Annotated in this window: 17 protein-coding genes; 5 read left to right on the top strand and 12 right to left on the bottom strand. The window is 60.7% G+C overall.

The window, feature by feature from the left end; all coding sequences use genetic code 11:
* The first annotated feature begins 31 nt into the window (after positions 1-31).
* The 3 genes from ACW9IR_RS16255 to ACW9IR_RS16245 all read left to right on the top strand — a co-directional run bounded on the left by ACW9IR_RS16255 (position 32) and on the right by ACW9IR_RS16245 (position 2779).
* Positions 32-502 carry a prepilin peptidase gene (locus ACW9IR_RS16255; protein WP_457464175.1) on the top strand — a complete coding sequence of 157 codons (471 nt, stop codon included), beginning with the start codon at positions 32-34 and terminating at the stop codon, positions 500-502.
* Between the two features lie 126 nt (positions 503-628).
* The gene (locus ACW9IR_RS16250; protein WP_457464173.1) at positions 629-1417 is read left to right on the top strand and encodes a response regulator; all 789 of its coding nucleotides are present in this window, start codon (positions 629-631) and stop codon (positions 1415-1417) included.
* A 999-nt stretch (positions 1418-2416) separates the two neighbouring features.
* Positions 2417-2779, top strand: coding sequence for a DUF6124 family protein (locus ACW9IR_RS16245; RefSeq protein ID WP_457464171.1), 363 nt, complete (start codon positions 2417-2419; stop codon positions 2777-2779).
* A gap of 118 nt (positions 2780-2897) precedes the next feature.
* On the opposite strand, the gene ACW9IR_RS16240 is transcribed toward ACW9IR_RS16245, so the two are convergent.
* From ACW9IR_RS16240 to cpaB, 8 genes are read right to left on the bottom strand one after another with little or no spacing between them, the layout of a single operon-like run.
* Positions 2898-3170, bottom strand: a complete 273-nt coding sequence (locus ACW9IR_RS16240) for a DUF3613 domain-containing protein (RefSeq protein ID WP_457464169.1) — start codon at positions 3168-3170, stop codon at positions 2898-2900.
* A 10-nt stretch (positions 3171-3180) separates the two neighbouring features.
* Positions 3181-3903, bottom strand: a complete 723-nt coding sequence (locus ACW9IR_RS16235; RefSeq protein WP_457464167.1) for a hypothetical protein — start codon at positions 3901-3903, stop codon at positions 3181-3183.
* 22 nt (positions 3904-3925) lie between these two features.
* Positions 3926-4810 (bottom strand): type II secretion system F family protein, encoded by an 885-nt coding sequence (locus tag ACW9IR_RS16230; protein ID WP_102901616.1) that lies wholly within the window; start codon positions 4808-4810, stop codon positions 3926-3928.
* A gap of 1 nt (position 4811) precedes the next feature.
* On the bottom strand, positions 4812-5696 hold the full coding sequence (locus ACW9IR_RS16225) for a type II secretion system F family protein (RefSeq protein WP_457464164.1): 885 nt from the start codon (positions 5694-5696) through the stop codon (positions 4812-4814).
* An 18-nt stretch (positions 5697-5714) separates the two neighbouring features.
* Entirely contained in the window at positions 5715-6983 is a 1269-nt protein-coding gene (locus tag ACW9IR_RS16220) for a CpaF family protein (protein WP_102901614.1), read from the bottom strand.
* Positions 6980-8170: a pilus assembly protein gene (locus ACW9IR_RS16215; RefSeq protein ID WP_102901613.1), complete on the bottom strand. Its 1191-nt coding sequence runs from the start codon at positions 8168-8170 to the stop codon at positions 6980-6982. Before ACW9IR_RS16215 ends, ACW9IR_RS16220 begins: the two co-directional genes overlap by 4 nt.
* The gene (locus tag ACW9IR_RS16210; protein ID WP_095121996.1) at positions 8167-9384 is read right to left on the bottom strand and encodes a type II and III secretion system protein family protein; all 1218 of its coding nucleotides are present in this window, start codon (positions 9382-9384) and stop codon (positions 8167-8169) included. The genes ACW9IR_RS16215 and ACW9IR_RS16210 overlap by 4 nt, the downstream gene beginning before the upstream one ends.
* Before the next feature lie 20 nt (positions 9385-9404).
* Positions 9405-10346: a Flp pilus assembly protein CpaB gene (gene cpaB / locus ACW9IR_RS16205; RefSeq protein WP_102901612.1), complete on the bottom strand. Its 942-nt coding sequence runs from the start codon at positions 10344-10346 to the stop codon at positions 9405-9407.
* 338 nt (positions 10347-10684) lie between these two features.
* Between cpaB and ACW9IR_RS16200 the strand changes: the two genes are divergently transcribed.
* Both ACW9IR_RS16200 and ACW9IR_RS16195 read left to right on the top strand, forming a co-directional pair.
* On the top strand, positions 10685-10891 hold the full coding sequence (locus ACW9IR_RS16200) for a Flp family type IVb pilin (RefSeq protein ID WP_457464195.1): 207 nt from the start codon (positions 10685-10687) through the stop codon (positions 10889-10891).
* A gap of 71 nt (positions 10892-10962) precedes the next feature.
* Complete coding sequence (locus ACW9IR_RS16195; RefSeq protein ID WP_150706223.1) at positions 10963-11373, top strand: response regulator; 411 nt, start codon at positions 10963-10965, stop codon at positions 11371-11373.
* Between the two features lie 625 nt (positions 11374-11998).
* Here ACW9IR_RS16195 and ACW9IR_RS16190 read toward each other — a convergent pair.
* From ACW9IR_RS16190 to ACW9IR_RS16175, 4 genes are all read right to left on the bottom strand, one after another.
* On the bottom strand, positions 11999-13669 hold the full coding sequence (locus tag ACW9IR_RS16190) for a ShlB/FhaC/HecB family hemolysin secretion/activation protein (protein ID WP_034154780.1): 1671 nt from the start codon (positions 13667-13669) through the stop codon (positions 11999-12001).
* 134 nt (positions 13670-13803) lie between these two features.
* On the bottom strand, positions 13804-15396 hold the full coding sequence (locus ACW9IR_RS16185; protein WP_457464161.1) for a collagen-like triple helix repeat-containing protein: 1593 nt from the start codon (positions 15394-15396) through the stop codon (positions 13804-13806).
* Positions 15397-15694: 298 nt separating this feature from the next.
* Positions 15695-16549: a MaoC family dehydratase gene (locus tag ACW9IR_RS16180; protein ID WP_150730304.1), complete on the bottom strand. Its 855-nt coding sequence runs from the start codon at positions 16547-16549 to the stop codon at positions 15695-15697.
* A gap of 2 nt (positions 16550-16551) precedes the next feature.
* The gene (locus tag ACW9IR_RS16175; protein ID WP_457464158.1) at positions 16552-17904 is read right to left on the bottom strand and encodes a 3-oxoacyl-ACP reductase; all 1353 of its coding nucleotides are present in this window, start codon (positions 17902-17904) and stop codon (positions 16552-16554) included.
* Positions 17905-18128 lie beyond the last annotated feature (224 nt).

Here is an 18128-nt window from a genome sequence, read left to right as displayed (position 1 = left end):
TCATTCCGCAAAAATGGACGGTTTTTACCCGATGTACAGTTTTGTCCTCCTGATCTGGCTGGGGCTGTGCGCGGCGCAAGACGCTCGCCAGCGGCGCATTGCCAATGGCCTGACCCTCGGTGTGGCGGCGCTGGCGCTGATCTGGCTGCTGTGGACCGGCAGCACCTGGCTGGGCGCTGACGCAGGGCAGGGCGGTTGGGCCTGCCTGATCGCACTGGCGCTGACCCTGCCGGGGTTTTTCATGGGCCGGATGGGCGCCGGCGATGTGAAATTAATGACAGCTCTGGGGCTTGCGACGGACGGTCTGTTTATTCTCGGCGTGTTTATTGGTGCGGGGTTCGCCAGCCTGATCTGGCTGCTGCTGGCGCCAAGAGTCTGGCTCCATATGAGTCAAGGGCTTAGAGAACGTCTGCGATATCTGGCGCCGGACATGTCAAAAAAGCTGCCATTTGCACCGTTCGTGCTGGTCGGTGCTGTGCTCGTTGTACTTTGGATCCATTAGTCGCCAAGCGCCACTAGTTCTATGTACATAGTCGGAAAGTACGTCTACTTTCAAAGTAACTGGTTATACAGCCAAAGGCTGACAGTACAGGAATGGTCAGCTTTGGCCTGGGACATGGAGTAGCACGTGAACAAGCTTACGTCTGCGGTAAAAGTCCTCGTGGTCGACGATCAGCCGTTGATTGTGGAGGAGTTGTGCGAGTTTCTTGAAAGCAGCGGTTATCGCTGTGTGCCGTGTGAGTCGAGTCAGCAGGCGATCGAGCGGTTCAGTGAGGACGCGGAAATCGGTCTGGTGCTGAGTGATCTGCACATGCCGGACATGGATGGCATTCAGTTGATTCAGGAATTACAGCGGCTGGCGGGCAAGCGTCGGGCGTTCGAGGCGATCATGCTGACTGGGCGTGCCGACAAGCAGGATGTGATCAAGGCGTTGCGTGCCGGGATTGCCGATTACTATCAGAAGCCGATTGATCTGGATGAGTTGCTCGAAGGTGTGCGGCGTCAGGAGGTGGCGCTGCAGGAGCGGCAGAAGAATCTGCATTTGGGGCATTTGAATCAGAAGTTGCAGTTTTTGTCTGAGTCGATTGATGACCTTTATCAGGATCTGGACAAGGTGCGGCGTAGTCCTTCGACGGTGGTTCGCGATGGGTTGGTTGGTGAGCCTGTTGAGGCTGAGGCGCAGGAGATGCCGGAGATTTTCAATCAGCTGTCGCCGCGGCAACTGGATGTGGCGCGGTTGGTCGGTAAGGGGCAGACCAATTATCAGATTGCCTGTGAGTTGGGGATTACCGAGAACACGGTGAAGCTTTATGTTTCGCAGGTGTTGCGGTTGACGCATATGCATAATCGGACGCAGTTGGCTTTGGCCTTGTCGCCGAGTGCTTCTGCTTCTCGGCAGCGGGTTACGGCGCATTGACTTGGCGGTCTGTGGGCCGACCATGTTGTGGGTGGTTTGGGTGAATATCCGTTGTTGCGGGTGTTGCCGCTGGCGGTTCCGCTCTTACAGCGGGTCACTTTTGGCAAACGCCCCAAAAGTAACCAAAAGGTCTGCGCCCTGACGTTCGGCCCGCTCGCTAGGGCTCGGGGTTCCTTCGCTCCGGGATCGATCCGGGGGCATCGCTTCCGGTTTGCTTCGCTGCACCTCCTTTCGATGTGTTCGACTTCGTCGAACGGCGCTGCGCGCCTACCCCCGGATCAATCCCTCCACTCAGCCTGCCGACGGGCTCCAAGATCAAAAGCAGGCGAGCTGACACTCGGCCTATTGAGTGGTGAAGAGCGGGTGTTCGGCTTTAGTTTTGTGGTGGGTTTGCCCCTAATCGGAACGCCGCCCGCCCAACCCTCTCCCTAGGGAGAGGGAGCTGATCTGGTGCTTTTCAGAATCTGAGTTCGACGCAGTATTTCACGTCGGCGTACCTCTACCAAACACCCCGGTCAGTCCCCTCTCCCTCTGGGAGAGGGCTAGGGTGAGGGGCTTTTGATCTGTTTCAGAATCTGAATTCGACTCGGTATTTCACGTCGGCGTAGCTCTCCCAGACAACTCGGTCAGTCCCCTCTCCCTCTGGGAGAGGGCTAGGGTGAGGGTCGGCTTTTGCTGTTTAACTTTGTGTCAAATAACCAGAACCTTCCCACAAGGTTTTCAGGTTGTCCGTCGGACGTGCGCTCTCTAGTCTCTGGCTGTCGCTGAACACTCAGCGATCGGGTGTGAGAACCCGGCAATTTATGGTCATCCAGTTTCTGTGCACGCATAATCGCCGCCAGCTTGTCTGCTGTCTGCAATGTGTCATGGCGGCTGTGTGCGGGCAGACTTCGGTCTGGCCGGGTGTCCATAACCGGTATTCTCACCCCGCATACAGCTGCCACCTTTTGCCCCGTGAGAATGGCAGAGGGTGGCGGCAAAGACTTTGGAGTTGTTTCAATGGACAAACTGATCCCCGACCCACCCCTCGAACCCACCACCCCGCTCGAAGAAGCCATCCGCGCCGACAACCTCGAAAAAAACCGCGAAGCCATCAAGCGCGCTCTCGATTTCTACCTCTGCCCCGAACCTGCAAAACCCCGCCAACCGAGCACGATGTTTCTCATCCATCCGAAAATCGATACCGAAAGCCTGCTCGCTCACGCCTGCGAATCCCTGGCTTCGGCCAATACGCTGGCCGGTAACTTTGCCGATCAACTCGGCCGGCCCGAGCGTAATACTGCGCTGGCGATTCAGCAGATCATCATGCTGGCTGAGCTGGCGGTAAACCGGGCACTGGATCGGGTCGATCCGCAGACCTGATCCGTCAGGCACACCGCGTCATCGTTCTTCGCGAGCAGGCTCGTTCCCACAGGTGGAGTGCATTTCAAAAGGTGGGAGCGAGCCTGCTCGCGAAAGCGCTCGCAAGGTCAGCACCTCACTAATTCTTGGTCTCGATCTTCCCACCCGCATCCGGATCATAAAAATCCGGAATCTCATATTTGTACTTTTTCAACCAGCGCTGCATCGCCAGATCCCGTTCGGTCGCGGTTGCCGTTTGTGGCTTCGGCGAGGCGGCTTTGTTGCGGCTTTGCAGGACCAGCCAGCCTTCGGTTTCCTGTTGTTGCGCCGAGGCGGGGCCGGCGTCGATGGCGGTGGCGCTGAGGGGCATGCTGAGCAGGGTCAGGTAGCACAGGCCTTTGAAGGGATGCATGGCTGTCTCCTTATTTGAGCGATGACGGCAACGGCTCAGCGACGGCGGCCACTTGATTGCTGGTGGCGGGTTTGGTCTTGACCGGGGCTTTGAGTTTTTCTGCACGTTGCTGGGCTTCGGTGAATTGTTGCGGGGTCAGTTTGGCGCGGCTGACGATTTCGGCGGCTTGTGGCCAATCGTTCTGGTACAGCAGCAGGGTGACCATGTTCAGGGTTGCCAGTTGGTTGTTCTGCTTGAGTTCGATGGCGGTGAGGAACTCGAAACGTGCGTCGTTGAGGCGTAGCTGGTTGAGGTAGACCACGCCGAGGTCGTTGCGGATTTTTTCGTCGGTGGGGGCCAGGCGGGCGGCGCGTTGCAGGTGGGCCTGGGCCTGGCCGTTGTCGCCACGGGCGGCGTAGAGTTGGCCGAGGCCGTGTTCGGCTTCGGCGGTCAGGCAACCGCCAAGCAGGCTGCGATACAACGGTTCGGCTTCGCTGCGGCCGAGCAAGCGATAGACCTTGGCTTTGCGCAGGCGAACTTCGCTGATGTTGTCCGGCAGGCTTTGCAGGTTGGCCAGGCTGGCGTGCAGTTTGCCGTCGCTGGCCAGGTCGTCCGCGAGGTTCAGGGCCAGCTCCTGCTCCTGGGTCATTTTGCTGCAACTGCTCGGTGACAGCAGCGCCGTCCACGGTGCCTGGCCGTCGGTGGCGCAACCGCCGAGCAGCAACAGACTTGCCATGACTATCAGTACTTTCATCAAACGCTCTCCATGAGCAAGGTCAGTTGGCGAATGCCCGGGCTATCGCGGTGAAGCCCGGGCCGGCGAGGACGATCAGCAATGCCGGAAACAGAAACAGCATCATCACCACCGACATCTTCGCGGACATTTTCGAGATGTATTCCTGCAAGCGGGTCAGGCGGCGGTCATCCAGCAGTTGCTTTAGCGCCAGCAGCGACTTCATCGCGCCGCCGCCCTGTTGAATCAGTTGCTGGAGGATCACGCAGGTGTCAGTGAATTCGTCGACGGCGAGCATCACCGCGGCTTTGTTCAACTCCTGGCCGAGTTCCAGGCCAGAGTCGACACGGGTCAGGATCAGGCGCAGTTCGCTGGTCAGTTCCGGCAGCAGCTTTTGCGCTTCAATGCTGAGTACGCGCAGGGCTTGTTCGACGGCCATGCCGGATTCGAAGAGGATGCGCAGCAGTGGAATGAACGTCGAGACCTCCACCGCGATGGTTTTCTGCCGCCGCGTCGCTGCGTAAGCCAGCAGACGTTTGGGCAGAAGATAGCCGCCGCCGGTGGCGAGCATCGGCACGATCCAGCGGTTGTCAGCCTGGGGGAAAAACACCTCTTGCAGAAAAATCGCCAAACCCAACGTCAGCAGCGGCGTGCCGATCTGGCAGGCCGCAAACAGCGCGCGTTCGTTGGCGCGGCGCCAGCCGAGGCGGTTGAGCAGGGTCTGGGTTTCGCTGTCGATGCTCACCGAACGCTGGCCGAACTTGCTGCTGCCCAGTGCGCGCAGCCAGCTGCCGAAGCGATTTTCACGCACCAGATGCCCTTGCAAGCGCTGATTGACCTGACGCACCCGACGCCGTTCGGTCAGCAAGTGATTGACCACGAGTAGCAGGGCGCCGAGCAGCAACATGAGAGCGGCGAGGTAGACCATGTCAGACGCTCCGTAACATGCGCCACAGCGCCAGGCTGCCGAACACTTGCAACACGGCAGCGCTGATCAGCATTTTCTGCCCGCTCGCGTCGTTCCACATCCCGAGCATGTAGCCGGGGTTGGTCAGCATGAAGTAACTCACCAGCAGCAGCGGCAACGAACCGAGCACCCACGCGGTCATGCGTGTTTCGCCGGTGAGCGCACGCAGTTGCCGCGCGCCTTGGTCGCGTTCGCGGATCAGTTTGATCAGGTTCTCCAGCAGCTCGCTGGCGTTGCCGCCGTAGCGATGATTGACCTTGAGGCCGAGGGCGAACATGCGCAGTTCGTCCTGTTCATACAGTTCGGCGAAATCGCTGACCGCGTCGGGCAGGTTCACCCCCAGTTGCACGTTGCGCTGGACTCGGCCCATGGCTTTTTTCAGCGGATCTTCACTGGCTTCAATGCCGCCCATGACTGCGTCGCTCAGGGTGCGCCCGGACTTCAGGCTGCGCACGGTGTGATCAAGCAACTGCGGCAGTTGCTCGATCATCCGTTTGACCCGGCGCTGGTAGAGCACGGCGATGTACAGTCGCAGCGCCAGTGGCGGTACGAAGATCATCAGCAGCAGGCCGACCCAGTCGGCGAGAAAAAACCCCAGCGCGATCGCCAGCGCCCACAGACTCAGCCACAGGCCGAAACGCTCGGTCGGACGGCCCAGTCCAGCACGCAGAAACATCCGCTCCAGGCCGATCCACACAGGTTTTTCAGGCGCCAGTTGCGGCTGTCCGGCGGCCAGTCGGTTGAGGACTTTTTCCGTGGCGGTCTTGCGCAAGCCTTGCAGGAACAGACGGATCGACAGCCCCAGCAGCGTCAGGCAGATAACGATGAGAATGATCGGTCCCAGCATGCTCGGTGCTCCTTGCCGTCAGCCCAGATGAGCCTCGTGGCGCAGCTTGTCGCCGGCCGGATTGACGGCTTCGCGCAGGAAGCCGAAACCGCTGCGGCGGTCGAGGCGGAACAGGGTGTTGGTGACGTAGACGTCCTCGCGAATGCCGACCACTTCCACGACCTCGCTGACGCAGCGGCGCCCGTCAGGCATGCGCGTCAACTGGATGATCACGTCGAGGGCGGCGCAGATCATCTGGCGCAGGGTGCGTTCGGCGATGGAGCGGCCGGTCAGGCCGACCAGTGTTTCCAAGCGCAGCAGGGCATCCTGGGCGTTGTTGGCGTGTACGGTGCTCATCGAGCCGTCGTGACCGGTGTTCATCGCGGTGAGGACGTCGACCACTTCGACGCCACGAATCTCGCCGAGGATGATTCGGTCAGGGCGCATCCGCAGGGCGTTGCGAATCAGGTCGCTGGCCTTCACTTCACCGTGGCCTTCGGCATTGGGCGGACGGGTCTCCAGGCGCACCACGTGCGGGTGGCCGAGTTGCAATTCGGCGACGTCTTCGATGGTCACCAGACGTTCGTGCGGGTTGATCAACTGGCTGAGAATATTCAGCAGCGTGGTTTTGCCGGTGCCCGTGCCGCCACTGATCAGGATGTTGCAGCGCTTGCCGACGGCATTCTGGAAAAACTCGAAGATCGACAGGTCGATGGTTTGCATCGCCATCAGGTCTGTGCTCTTGAGCATGTCCTTGCGAAATTTACGGATCGACAGGCATGGACCGTCGAGGGCGATCGGCGGAATGATCGCGTTGACCCGACTGCCATCCGGCAGGCGTGCATCGACCATCGGCGAAGACTCGTCAAGGCGCCGACCGAGTGGCGCGAGGATGCGTTGCATCACGCGTTCGACGTGATGCGCATCGATAAACCGCAGGTCACTCTGGTGCAGCACACCGTCGCGTTCGATGAACACCCGGTGCGGGCCGTTGACCAGAATTTCGGTCACCGACTGATCGCGCAGCAGCACTTCCAGCGGGCCGAAACCGGTGAGCTCGTCAACGATCTCTTCGGCCAGCCGCTCCATTTCGTAGCGCGATATCGCCAAGTGCAAGCGCGCGATGTATTCGGCGACTTTGTCGGTGACAAATTGCGCGAGTTGCTGGCGTGAACCTTCCAGCAGGTTTTTCCCCGACTCTTCGAGGGCGTCGATGATGTAGCGATGCAGCACCAGTTTCAGGCCTTCGTGATCGCTGTTGCCGACGCCACTGCGGGGCGCCGCACCGAAGAGTTTTTCTGCGCTCATGAGGTGCCTCGCAAGCGGTCGAACCAGGTCACTTTAGGCTTGGCCAAGCCTTCGGAGCGTTTCGCCAGACGTTCGCCGAGGGCGCGCAGGCTCTGCGTGAGTTTTTCGCGCGGGGCCAGTTCGAATAGGCTGACGCCCTGGTTTTTCGCGTTCAGACGAACTTCCGGGGTGAGGGCCAGCGTGGCAATCACTTCCAGGTTGAAGGTCTTGCCGAGGGTGTCCGAATCGGGCGCGACGTTGCTCAAGTAGCGGTCGATCAGCAGGCGTCCGTGGTCGAGCTTCATGCCTTTTTCGCGCCACAGATTGAGCACGGCAAGGTTGCGTCGGCAGTTGAGCACGTTCTGATCGGTGTACCAGAGCAACTTGTCGCAGTGGCTGACAAAGGTGCGCAAGGCTTCGCTGTCGGTCTGCCCGGTGAGGTTCACGACGATGTGCTGGAAGTGCTGGCGCAAGGCGCTGAGCAACATGTACAGCTCGGCAGCGCTGGTGTTTTCCAGCGGCTCGTCGTTGCTGGCGTAGGCGAGAATCCGCAGGCCGGCTTCGGCACTGGTGAAGGCGCTGTCGATCAGCGTGGCGTCGAGCCTGCGCAAGTGGCGCAAGGCATCGCCGAAGTGGAACGAACTTTCCAGCCCGAGCAGGGCGAGGCTGTCACCGCGCGGCAAACCGAGATCAAGCAACAAGGTTTGCTGACCGCTTTTTTGCACCACCAACGCCATGTGATTGGCCAGCAGTGCGCCGTCGGAACTGCTCTGCACGCCATACATCACCGTGAGGCCGCCCAATTGCGTATTCGGTGCCACGGGCGGCAGGCGTTTGCTCAAACGCCGCACCAGCCCGGCGACTTCACTGGAGCGTGAACCGTAAGCGACAAAATCCCGGGCGCCGGCGCGCATCGCGTTGAGCACCAACTGATTGTCCATGCCGTCGCCGAGCGCCACGATCGCCAGCATCGGTTTGGCCTCCAGCGCGCCTTCGATCAACGCGCTCTGGGCGACCACGTGCTCGCGATCAAGGCCGACGAACACCAGATTGGCAAAGGTCACGTCCACCAGCGCCAGCAGTTCATCAAGGCTGCCGCCACCGGCGCTGACCACTTGGCCCAACGGTGCGAGCGCGCCTTGCAGCCACTCCAGATCGGTGCTGTTGCGGGTGATGGCGAGAAAAGTCTGGCTCAGGCTCTGGCTCATTGCGATAACCCGCTGCGCTTGTCGAAGTTGCCGTTTTCAAGGAAGAACATGCGGTAGAAATTCGGATCGTAATTACGCAGTTTTTCGCCCGGTAACGACGGCAGTTGCGCATCGGCGGCCAATGGCTGGACCAGATGCGGGGTGACGATCATCAGCAGTTCGCGTTCTTCGCGCTTGATCTGCGAGCCTTTGAAAAAGGCGCCGAGCACCGGGATGTCGCCGAGGCCGGGAAACTTGTTCACTTGCGAGCTGTTGGTGGTGCTGATCAAGCCACTGATGACGAAGCTTTCGCCATCGCCGAGTGACACGCTGGTGTCGGTGCGGCGGATGGTCAGGGCCGGCACAGTGGTGCCGGCAATCTGTACGGCGTTGCTGAAGTCCAGTTCGCTGACTTCCGGGGCGACCTTCAACGCAATGCGATCGCGGCCGATGATGGTCGGTGTCAGGGTCAGGCGGATACCGAATTCCTTGTATTCGATCGACACGCTGTCACTGCCGGAACTGGGCACCGGAATCGGGATTTCACCGCCGGCCAGAAAGCTTGCGCTCTGCCCGTTCAGTGCCACCAGACTTGGCCGCGCGAGGGTATAGGCGAAGCCGCTGGTTTCCAGCGCATTGATGATCGCCATGGTCTTGCCGCCGACCCACGAGAAGTTGAACAGCGAGTTGTCCACCGGCAGGCGTGGCTGCGGCACCCCATCAATCGGCGGCAGGGTGCCGGGCGAGCCGAACAGAAAGTTGCCGCGCGTGCCGATCAATGAGGCGGTGGCTTCCTTGAGTTTGGTCCGGCTGACTTCGACGAAGCGAATATCGGTCTGCACTTGCGACGGCAGGCTCGGGTCATCCGAGGGCAGGGTGGCGGTCATGGCGGCAGTGGCGGCGCCCTGAACAAAGACCATGCTTTGGCGCGGCTCGCTTGAACACGAGGTCCAGACCATCAGGCTGGTGGCACCGGGCGCAACGCCGGTGAGCAGAAAGGACGAACTGCCGTTGGCGTGCACGTCGGCGATTTTCGGATCGCCAATGGCCAGACGGGTGATCGCCACTGGCGATTGCACATCCTGCTGAAAGCCTTCGCCGATTTCGATCACCGGCGGCATGCGCCCCAGTGCCGAACAGTTGCCGACCGCCGCCAACGCGGCGTCCATCGACAGGCCCATCAGTAGCAGGGCGCGCAGCATGGGTTTGAATGTCGGCCTGGAACGACTCTGCATGCCCTTGGATCCTTGCGCAGTCATGGGTTTTGTTGGGTGATTTGGTTGCCGCGAATGATTTCCACGGCAGGCCTCGGCGCCGCGCCGGAACCGCCGCCGGTAGGCGCTTTCGGTCCAGCGCCCAAGGCCAGTTGGGTGAACTGGAAGAGTTGGCTGTTGGCGCTGCTCAGATGCTCCGGCGCCTGAGTTTCGCCGGCCCAGTATTTGGCCAGGCGTTGTTCTTCACTGCTGCGTACGGCCAGACGCAAGGTGCCGACTTGCGTTGCCAACATCAGTCGGCTGAGCAGTTGTTCGGGCACTGCCAGCACCACGGTGCGCGCGGCGATGCGGCGTTGATCCTGTTTGAGTTTTTCCTCGGCGCTCAGGGCCGGCGAGGCGGGTTGGCCGTCGTTGGTCAGGCCGTACTGGTCACCGACACCCAGCACGCGCATGGCCGGTAAAACGATCTGCGCAGATTGTTCGAGGTTGCTGGAATCCTGGCGCAGGTAGAGCAAGACATCGACGTAATCCCCGGGGATCAGTTGCCCGGCCGCGCCGATCACTTCGTCGACTGCCACGGTCAATGCGCGTTCATCGCTGTGAATCATGCGTGCCAGTGAGCCGCCGGCGCTGAAGCTTTCATCGTTCAGCCAGGTGCCGGCGCTGAGGTGCCGCCAGGGTGTGCGGCCGATGGCCTGATCGACGTTGCTCAAGCTGCCGGCCGGTGCACTGCGCAGTTTTTCCACCGCGACATCGGCAGCGGTCAGCGCGGTAAAGGGCGGCACGTCATGCAGCAGTACCACCACCGGTTGGCGGGCCTGGTCTTCGGCGATCGCGACAGTTTTTTCAACGGTGACGGCTGGGGCAACGGGGGCTTCGGCGACGGGTGCCGGTTGACGACTGAGCACCAGTCCCCAGTAACCGACAAAGATCGCTCCAAGCATAAGGATGGCTGCAAGGCCCATGGTGACGCGACTGTTCATGACGGTTCTCCCTTTCCTGCTGCACTACCCACCGCACTTGCTTACGAGAGAAGTTCCCAATCCGGCAGCTATGAACATGCAACTATTTCGCTATTTCCACGCTAGCTGATCCAAGCCAAAACGCCATTAGTGACAGGAAAATAACCCACTAAAGTATGAGTCTTGGCCAATTAACAGCAGCAATCGGCAACTTCGCGATGTGATTAATCCTTTGTAATTAATCCGTTCTTACAGTTGATGGGTGGGGGTTTGTTGACAATGCTCAAATGGCACGGTGGTTCTTTGCCGTTGTAGTGACATCAGCGCCAGAGGCGCAAAGGAGCAGTCCTATGTTTCGCATGACTTTCGACTATCTAATGTCCAGAGCCCGGGGGTTCATCAAGAATGAAGAAGGGGCTTCGGCGATCGAGTACGCCATTGTGGTGGCGATGGTCGCCGTCGTGGTTGTGGCATTCGTAAGCCCTCTTGGCGATAGGGTGCTGGCGATCTTCAATAATATTTTGACGTCTCTTGATGGTACGGTTGTGACACGGCCGACGCCTTGAGTCATGGGAACGCTGCACCTGGCTGATATCGCACTACAATGGATTTTCCATTCAGCTTTCAGGTATTGCCTATGAACGCGTCTTCGCCGCACCGCCAACAGTTGCTTCTGGTTGACGATGAAGAGGACGCGTTGCTGGAACTGGCGGAGTTGCTGGAGGGTGAGGGGTTTGTCTGTCATGCGGCGACGTCGGTGAAGCTGGCGTTGCATCATCTGACTCGCCATCCTGATATCGCGCTGGTGATTACTGATTTGCGTATGCCGGAGGAGTCCGGGATGTCGTTGATCAAGCGGTTGCGTGAGCATACTTCTCGGCAGCATTTGCCGGTGATTGTGATGTCGGGGCATGCGGATATGGAAGACGTCAGTGATCTGTTGCGGCTGCAGGTGGTGGATCTGTTTCGCAAGCCGATTTATTACGTCAGGTTGTTGGAGACTCTGGATAATTTGTTTCCCAAGCCTTCGAGGAATGTGGCTGGGTGATTGGGGGCCTATCCGTTGCTGCGGGTGTGGCTGATTAGGGTTCCGCCCTTACGGCGGGTCACTTTTTCCAGACGCCGAAAAAGTAACCAAAAAGGCTTGCTCCTACGTGCGGCCCGCTCGCTGGGGCTCGGGGTTCCTTCGCTCCGGGATCGATCCGGGGGCAGCGCCTACGGTTTGCTTCGCTGCACCTCCTCTCGCTGTGTTTGGCTTCGCCAAACGGTCGCTACGCTCCCACCCCCGGATCAATCCCTCCACTCAGCCTTCCGACGTCGCCCATGGATCAAGATCAAGAGCTGCAGCCGAGCTAACGCTCATCCTGTTGAGTGGTGAAAAGCCTAGGAGCGGCGTGGGTCGCTTTTGCTTTTCTGTGGGGGCGAGTTTGCTGCGGACGGCGTTCCTACGAAAGCGGCCTGACAGCCGGCCAATTTCTAACTGAATGCACTCAATCCAACTGTAGGAGTGAGCCTGCTCGCGATGGCGGCCTGACAGCCTGCCAATCTCTCTCTAGATGCACCAGTTCAAACTGTGGGAGCGAGCTTGCTCGCGAAGGCGGCCTGCAATCCGACCCATTTCTGCCGGTTGTACATTCCACCCGCCGCTGCCGAAGCCTCCTTGGTATTTCAGCTTACAACTGGTAGCTGAAACTGATGCTGTACCTGGGCTTGCGATTGAACGTGTCCAGTGCTTCATCCGACATCGCCTTTGCCGCCTCCAGCGCAATGTTGTAGTACTTGGCATCGCCAAACCGCAGCCCGATTGCTGCCGATGACAGATTGTTGGCCTTTACCGGCAGTTCATTGAACCAGCTGCGCGAGCGATCGAGCACGACATACGGTTGCAGGATGCGCACCCAGTTGCCGTCGCGGTTGAAGCTGTAGTTGACCTCGTACGCCACGCCCCAGCCCTTGTCGCCGGACGCTTGATCGTCGGGATAACCGCGACCGAAATTCTGCCCGCCGAACACCGCGCGCTCGCTGTCGGGCAGGGTGTCGTCGCTCCAGTACAGCGCGGCCGAGAGCACGCCTTGCCAGTTGTCGAGGAACTTGTTGCTCTGCACCCCGGACAGGCGTACGCGGAAGAAATCGAGGTCGATGTCGTCGTAGTTGGTATGCGCGCCCAGGCTGTCGAAACCCTGATACACGCCGCCACTGAGAATACGCAGTTGCCGGGCATCGGCTTTGCGCCAGTCGCCTTCGAAAGCCAGAGCGCGTACGTCGGTACGGAACTCGGTGCTGAACGGGAAGTTGATGCCGTTGTAGCGGGTCTTGTCATCGACTGCGTACAGGCGCGAGCCGGCGGTCAGCAATTCGTTGGAGGCGGCAATCAACGGCAGGGTGAACCCGATGGAGTAGCGGTCATTTTCTCGATGGGTGCTGAGTCGACCACCGCCGTCGATGAGGACTTCGGTACTGGGATCGGCGCGGTAACGTGAAGCAGACAGCGCCAGTTGCGCGCCCTCGTCATTGAGGAACTGGTTGTAGTCGAGGCGGTAGTAATGCTCATGATCGTCACCCGGTGGAAACAGACCGCTGAGGGTCAGTTGTTCGCCCATCGAGGTTTGCGAATTGCTACTGACGCCGAGCAGGGCCTGGGTGCCGTTGCGGTTGTCTTCGGTGGTGCTCAGCGTGCTGGTGAAGGGTTTGCGACTGGCCTGGGCGACCAGCGTTGTCGCGCCGTCGGTAGTGCCGGGCGGTGGCACCTGGGCCTGGATCGTTACGCCGGGAATGCGCGTCATCAGCGTGGTGTAGCGCTCGAACGTCTTGCGGGTCAGCGGCCGTTCGGCCTGGATCTTCGCCGCCAGTTTGTCGAGCAGCGCTCTGACCCGGCCGACATCACCCTCGATCTGGATATCACGAACGTAGCCTTCCACCAGCACCACGCGTGCTACGCCGTCATTGAAATTTTGCTGCGGCAAGAACGCGTAGGACAGCAGGTAACCGTCCTGCTGATAGCGTCGAGTGATGTTGCGCGTGGCTTCGATCAGTTCGGCGAGCGTGGCTTGGCGGCCGATCAGGGGTTTGTAGATTTCGGCGAGCTCGTTGAGCGGGTAGAGGGTTCCGCCTTCGATTTGCACGGTTTGCAAATTGATCTTGGTCTCCATCAACAGCGGTTGCGCCGCGGCGGCACCGGCGTCCGGCACTTGCACGGGCGTGGCGCTCGGGCGATAGGCGTCGGCGGGCAGGTTCGGCACCGGCAGGTTGCGGATGGTTTCGTTGCTGTTGAGAAAGCTGGGCAGGGTGTCGGCGAGGGCGGCGGAACTGAGACTGAGGAACAGCAGGGATGCCATTACGCGCATAGGACACTCCATGGTCAGATCACAGCACTGGGCTGAATTCTCCTAAGAAAAAAGGCGGAAGACTCGTGGGAATCTTCCGCCCTCAACCAAGCGTAGGCGCTGTAGGTGAGGCCGTCGAATCGGCCAGGTGCAATTTAGCGTTGGCTGCCTCCCAGAGTATTAGTCAGACCACCGAGTACACCGCCCAGACCGCCACCGGTTGTACCTCCGCTGGTCCCGCCGTTGACCAGTCCACCGACGGCGGCAACGGTGCCGCCGACGTTGGTGACCAGACCACCGACCGCTGTGGTGACCGGGTTGTTGGTCGCGGCAATGGTGGTGCCGATACTGCTGACCGCACCGCCAACCTGGCCGGTGAGACCGGCGACGGGTGCTCCGATACCGGTCGCTGCGCCGACTTGTTGAGTCACGTTGGTCACAGCGCTGGTGACCGGATTCAGACCCGTGCCCAAGGTGGCGCCAACCGTGGCCAGAGGTGAGGTTGTCGCGGTGATCGGGGTGCCCGATCCACCGAGTACGGTGTTGAGCGAAGCGACGGTATTGCCGAGGCCGGTAGCGGTAACGCCGCCGGCGCTGACGACGCCATTGGTATTGCCGGCATTCAGCCCTGCGCCGACGTTGACCACGGCACCGCCGACGGTTTGCAGCAGGCCAGTACCACCGAGGCCGCCGCCCAGACCACCACCCACTCCACCAGTACCCGAGCCGGTGCCGTTGGACACCAGACCACCAGCCTTGCCGACCGCGGTACCGGTATTGCTCAACGCGCCGCCGAGGGTGTTGGTCAAGGCATTGCCGTTACCCGCATCGGTGACCTTGCCGCCCAAGGTGTTCACCGCGCCACCGACTTGCGAGATCGCGCCTTTGAGTGGATCGCCGAGCCCGGTGGCCGCGCCGAGTTTGTCCGTGGTGCTTTCGACCATCGCGATCACGGGTACCAGACTGCCGCCGACTTTGTTCGTCAGTTGGCTGGTCGGGCCGTTGCTCAGCGTGGTGTCGAGGGTATTGCCGAGCATGGTGACTTTCTCGCCGACACCATCAAGCAGCGGCGCGACTTTGGTCACAACACCGCCCACCACCGGAACGCTGCCAGTCGCAGTGGACAGCTTGGCGCTGAGGTCGGACACGCCGTTGCCGACATCAGTCACCACGCCGCCGACCGAAGCGACGGTGGTGGTCAGGCCATTCGGGTCGGTGGCCAGTTTGCCAACGCCATTGGTGACACCGTCACCCAAGGTGCTGACGACATTGCCGGCGGTTCTGGCCGCACTTTGTACAACGCCACCGACAACAGGAACGCTGCTCAGCGAGTCACCGATCTGGCCAACGCCATCGCCGACGCCAGCGACGGTATTACCGACATCCTGCACCAGCGTGGTGGTCACCAACGGGGTGGTGGTTGGATTGGTCGGGTTGGTGGGATCGGTCGGATCTGTCGGGTTGGTTGGATTGGTCGGATCGGTGCCACCTGTACCACCTGTTCCGCCAGTACCACCCGTGCCGGCAGTATCGCCGGTGCCCCCGGTTCCGCCGGTGCCGGCAGTATCACCGGTGCCACCCGTACCGCCAGTATCCGAGGTGCCGCCAGTGCCAGCGGTACCGTCCGCCGCGGAACTGCCGGAACTGCTTTTATGACCGCCACCACCGCTGCTGCACCCGGTGAGGCCAAGGGAGAGAATCAATGCCAGAGCGATTGCCGATTTGCACCACACGCCTTGAGTTTTCATGATCGTATTCCTTGCACCTGTCACAACGTTCGTTGACTTCGATGGCTCGCCGATCTGATGCCGGTGATGCCTTCGTCCGTTGTGCTCAATCTCAGTCCAGGGGCGGGTTTCAGACCATTCTCAAGTTGGTATTAACGCCTTTATATAGAGGGCGAAGTTCATCGCCTAAGGACTAATACCCACGATATAGCCGCACAAAAAAAGGCCTTGATAATCAAGGCCCGGTTTTTTTCAGTGGAAGGAGTAAGGACGGCGAAAACTTAAGTTATATACACACAATTAACGGTGTCCCGCGTGCTCAAGCAATGGGTTGCCACTGCCCGACCATGTGTTCCAGCTCTTGTGCACCGATCAGGCGCAACTCACCACTGGACCCCGCCGCACTCGCCAGCAAGGTCACCTCACTGGGCAGGCGCACCGGTTTGCGAAAGTGCACGGCGATCTCAAGGTTGGCCTTGGGCAAATGATCGCCCAGCGCCGCGAGCGTTCGCGCCTTGTTCCACAAACCATGAGCGATCGCTGTTGGAAAACCGAACAGCTTGGCGCTGGCTGCACTCAGGTGAATGGGGTTGTAGTCTCCTGAGACTTTGGCGTATTGCCGGCCGATATCGGCCGGCGCTTTCCAGCGCGCCACCTCCACCAGCGATTGCGAGGGTTCCCAGGTTTGTTCGACAGCTTCGCCCTCAAGCTTCACGCCGCGACAGAGCATCTGGCTTTCGGCTTCCCACAACGGCCCGAGCTGGTCATCCAGCGTGGTCAGCAGATCGAACGTCGCACCTTTGGGATGCGCTTGCAGGTTCGTCACGCGCACGCTCACCTGTGCCCGACCGATCCCGCCCATCGGGCGCAACACGCGAATGCGGTTGCTCAGATGAATCAATCCCAGCAGCGGAAACGGAAAGTCCTTGGCCGTGAGTAATTGCATCTGCAAGGCAAACGCGAGGATATGCGGATACGTCGGTGGCAGCAGACCGTCATCGACGAATCCGCAGACCTTGCGATAGGCCGCCAGGCGTTTGCCATCGACATCGACCCAACAGCGCAAACCGCTGTCGGGCAATTGCGTGCCGGTGATTTTCCGTCGCGTCGCCGCCCGTGCATACAGCCCGGGCAGACTCGGCTCGCGATCCAGCGTATGCCATTCGATGCTCATGCCTAAGCCCCCAGAACACTTTGTCCACAGACCCGCAACGCCTGTCCGGTGAATGCGCCGCTGCCCGGTTGTGCCAGCCATGCGACGGCTTCGGCGACGTCTTGCGGCAAGCCGCCCTGACCCAGCGAACTCATGCGCCGCCCGGCCTCACGCAGGCCGAACGGAATGTGCGCGGTCATCTGCGTCTCGATAAAACCGGGGGCGACGGCATTGATGCTGATGCCACGTTCCTGCAGCGTCGGCGCCCAGGCTTGCGCCAGACCGATCAGCCCGGCCTTGCTCGCGGCGTAGTTGGTTTGCCCACGGTTACCGGCAATGCCGCTGATTGAAGCCAGCAGAACGACCCGCGCATCATCCTGCAGCGTGCCGCTGTCGAGCAGCGCTTTGGTCAGCACTTGCGGGGCATTGAGGTTGACCGCCAGCACCGCGTCCCAGAATTCCGGGGTCATGTTGGCCAGGGTTTTGTCACGGGTGATGCCGGCGTTGTGCACCAGAATGTCGAGGCCGTCGGGTAGTTGTTCGATCAGTTGCGTGGCGGCGTCGGCGGCGCAGATATCCAGGGTGATCGCTCGGCCACCGAGGCGCGCGGCAAGTGCTTCCAGATCGGTCTTGGCCGGCGGGACATCGAGCAGGATCACGTCGGCGCCATCGCGCGCCAGGGTTTCAGCGATGGACGCACCGATGCCGCGCGCCGCGCCGGTGACCAACGCCTTGCGCCCGGCCAGCGGGCGCGTCCAGTCAGTCACTGGCGTCGCACAAGCGGTCAGGCGAATCACCTGTCCGGACACAAACGCACTTTTCGGCGAGAGGAAAAACCGCAGCGGGCCTTCCAGTTGATCTTCTGCGCCTTCGCCGACATAGATCAGTTGCAGCGTGCCGCCGCTGCGCAGTTCTTTGGCCAGCGAACGGGAAAACCCTTCCAGCGCGCGCTGTGCGCTGGCGGCAAACGGATCACTTAGGGTTTCCGGCGCGCGACCGAGAATCACCAGATGGGCGCTGTGGTCGAGGTTTTTCATCAGCGGCTGGAAGAATTCGCGCAGTTGCTTGAGCTGGTCGGTGTGCAGCAATTCGCTGGCGTCGAACACCACGGCTTTGAGTTTCGGGCCGTGGCCGGGAATCCATTCGGTGGCGGTTTCCGGTTGTTCGCCGTAACGGTAGATGCCGTCGGTCAAACGGTTGGCGAAGGCACTGATGCGCTCGGCCAGCGGTCCGCCGCCGATCAGCAGCGCACCTTCCACCGGCCGCAGGCGCCCGGCCTGCCAGCGTTCCAGTCGCACCGGCGACGGCAGGCCCAGCGCCCCGACCAGACGATGGCCGATGGACGAGTTGGCGAAGTCGATATAGCGGTCAGACATGGAACGCTCTCCAGAAGTTGGGGTTCAAAGTGTGGACTGCCGACGGCAATCAATCGTTCGATTCACGCAATAAGGCCTACGCTAGAACAGCAGAGTAGTTTGCCCCCGGCATTTGTGTTGCCGAACGCACATTCATAAACACAGCTGACCCCCTGTAGGAGTGAGCCTGCTCGCGATCGCGGTGTATCAGTCAAGAAATGTTTCTCTGACCCACCGCCCTCGCG

The organism is Pseudomonas sp. SDT291_1_S447, assembly GCF_054070155.1.
This window is presented reverse-complemented; position numbering and strand designations above follow the sequence as displayed.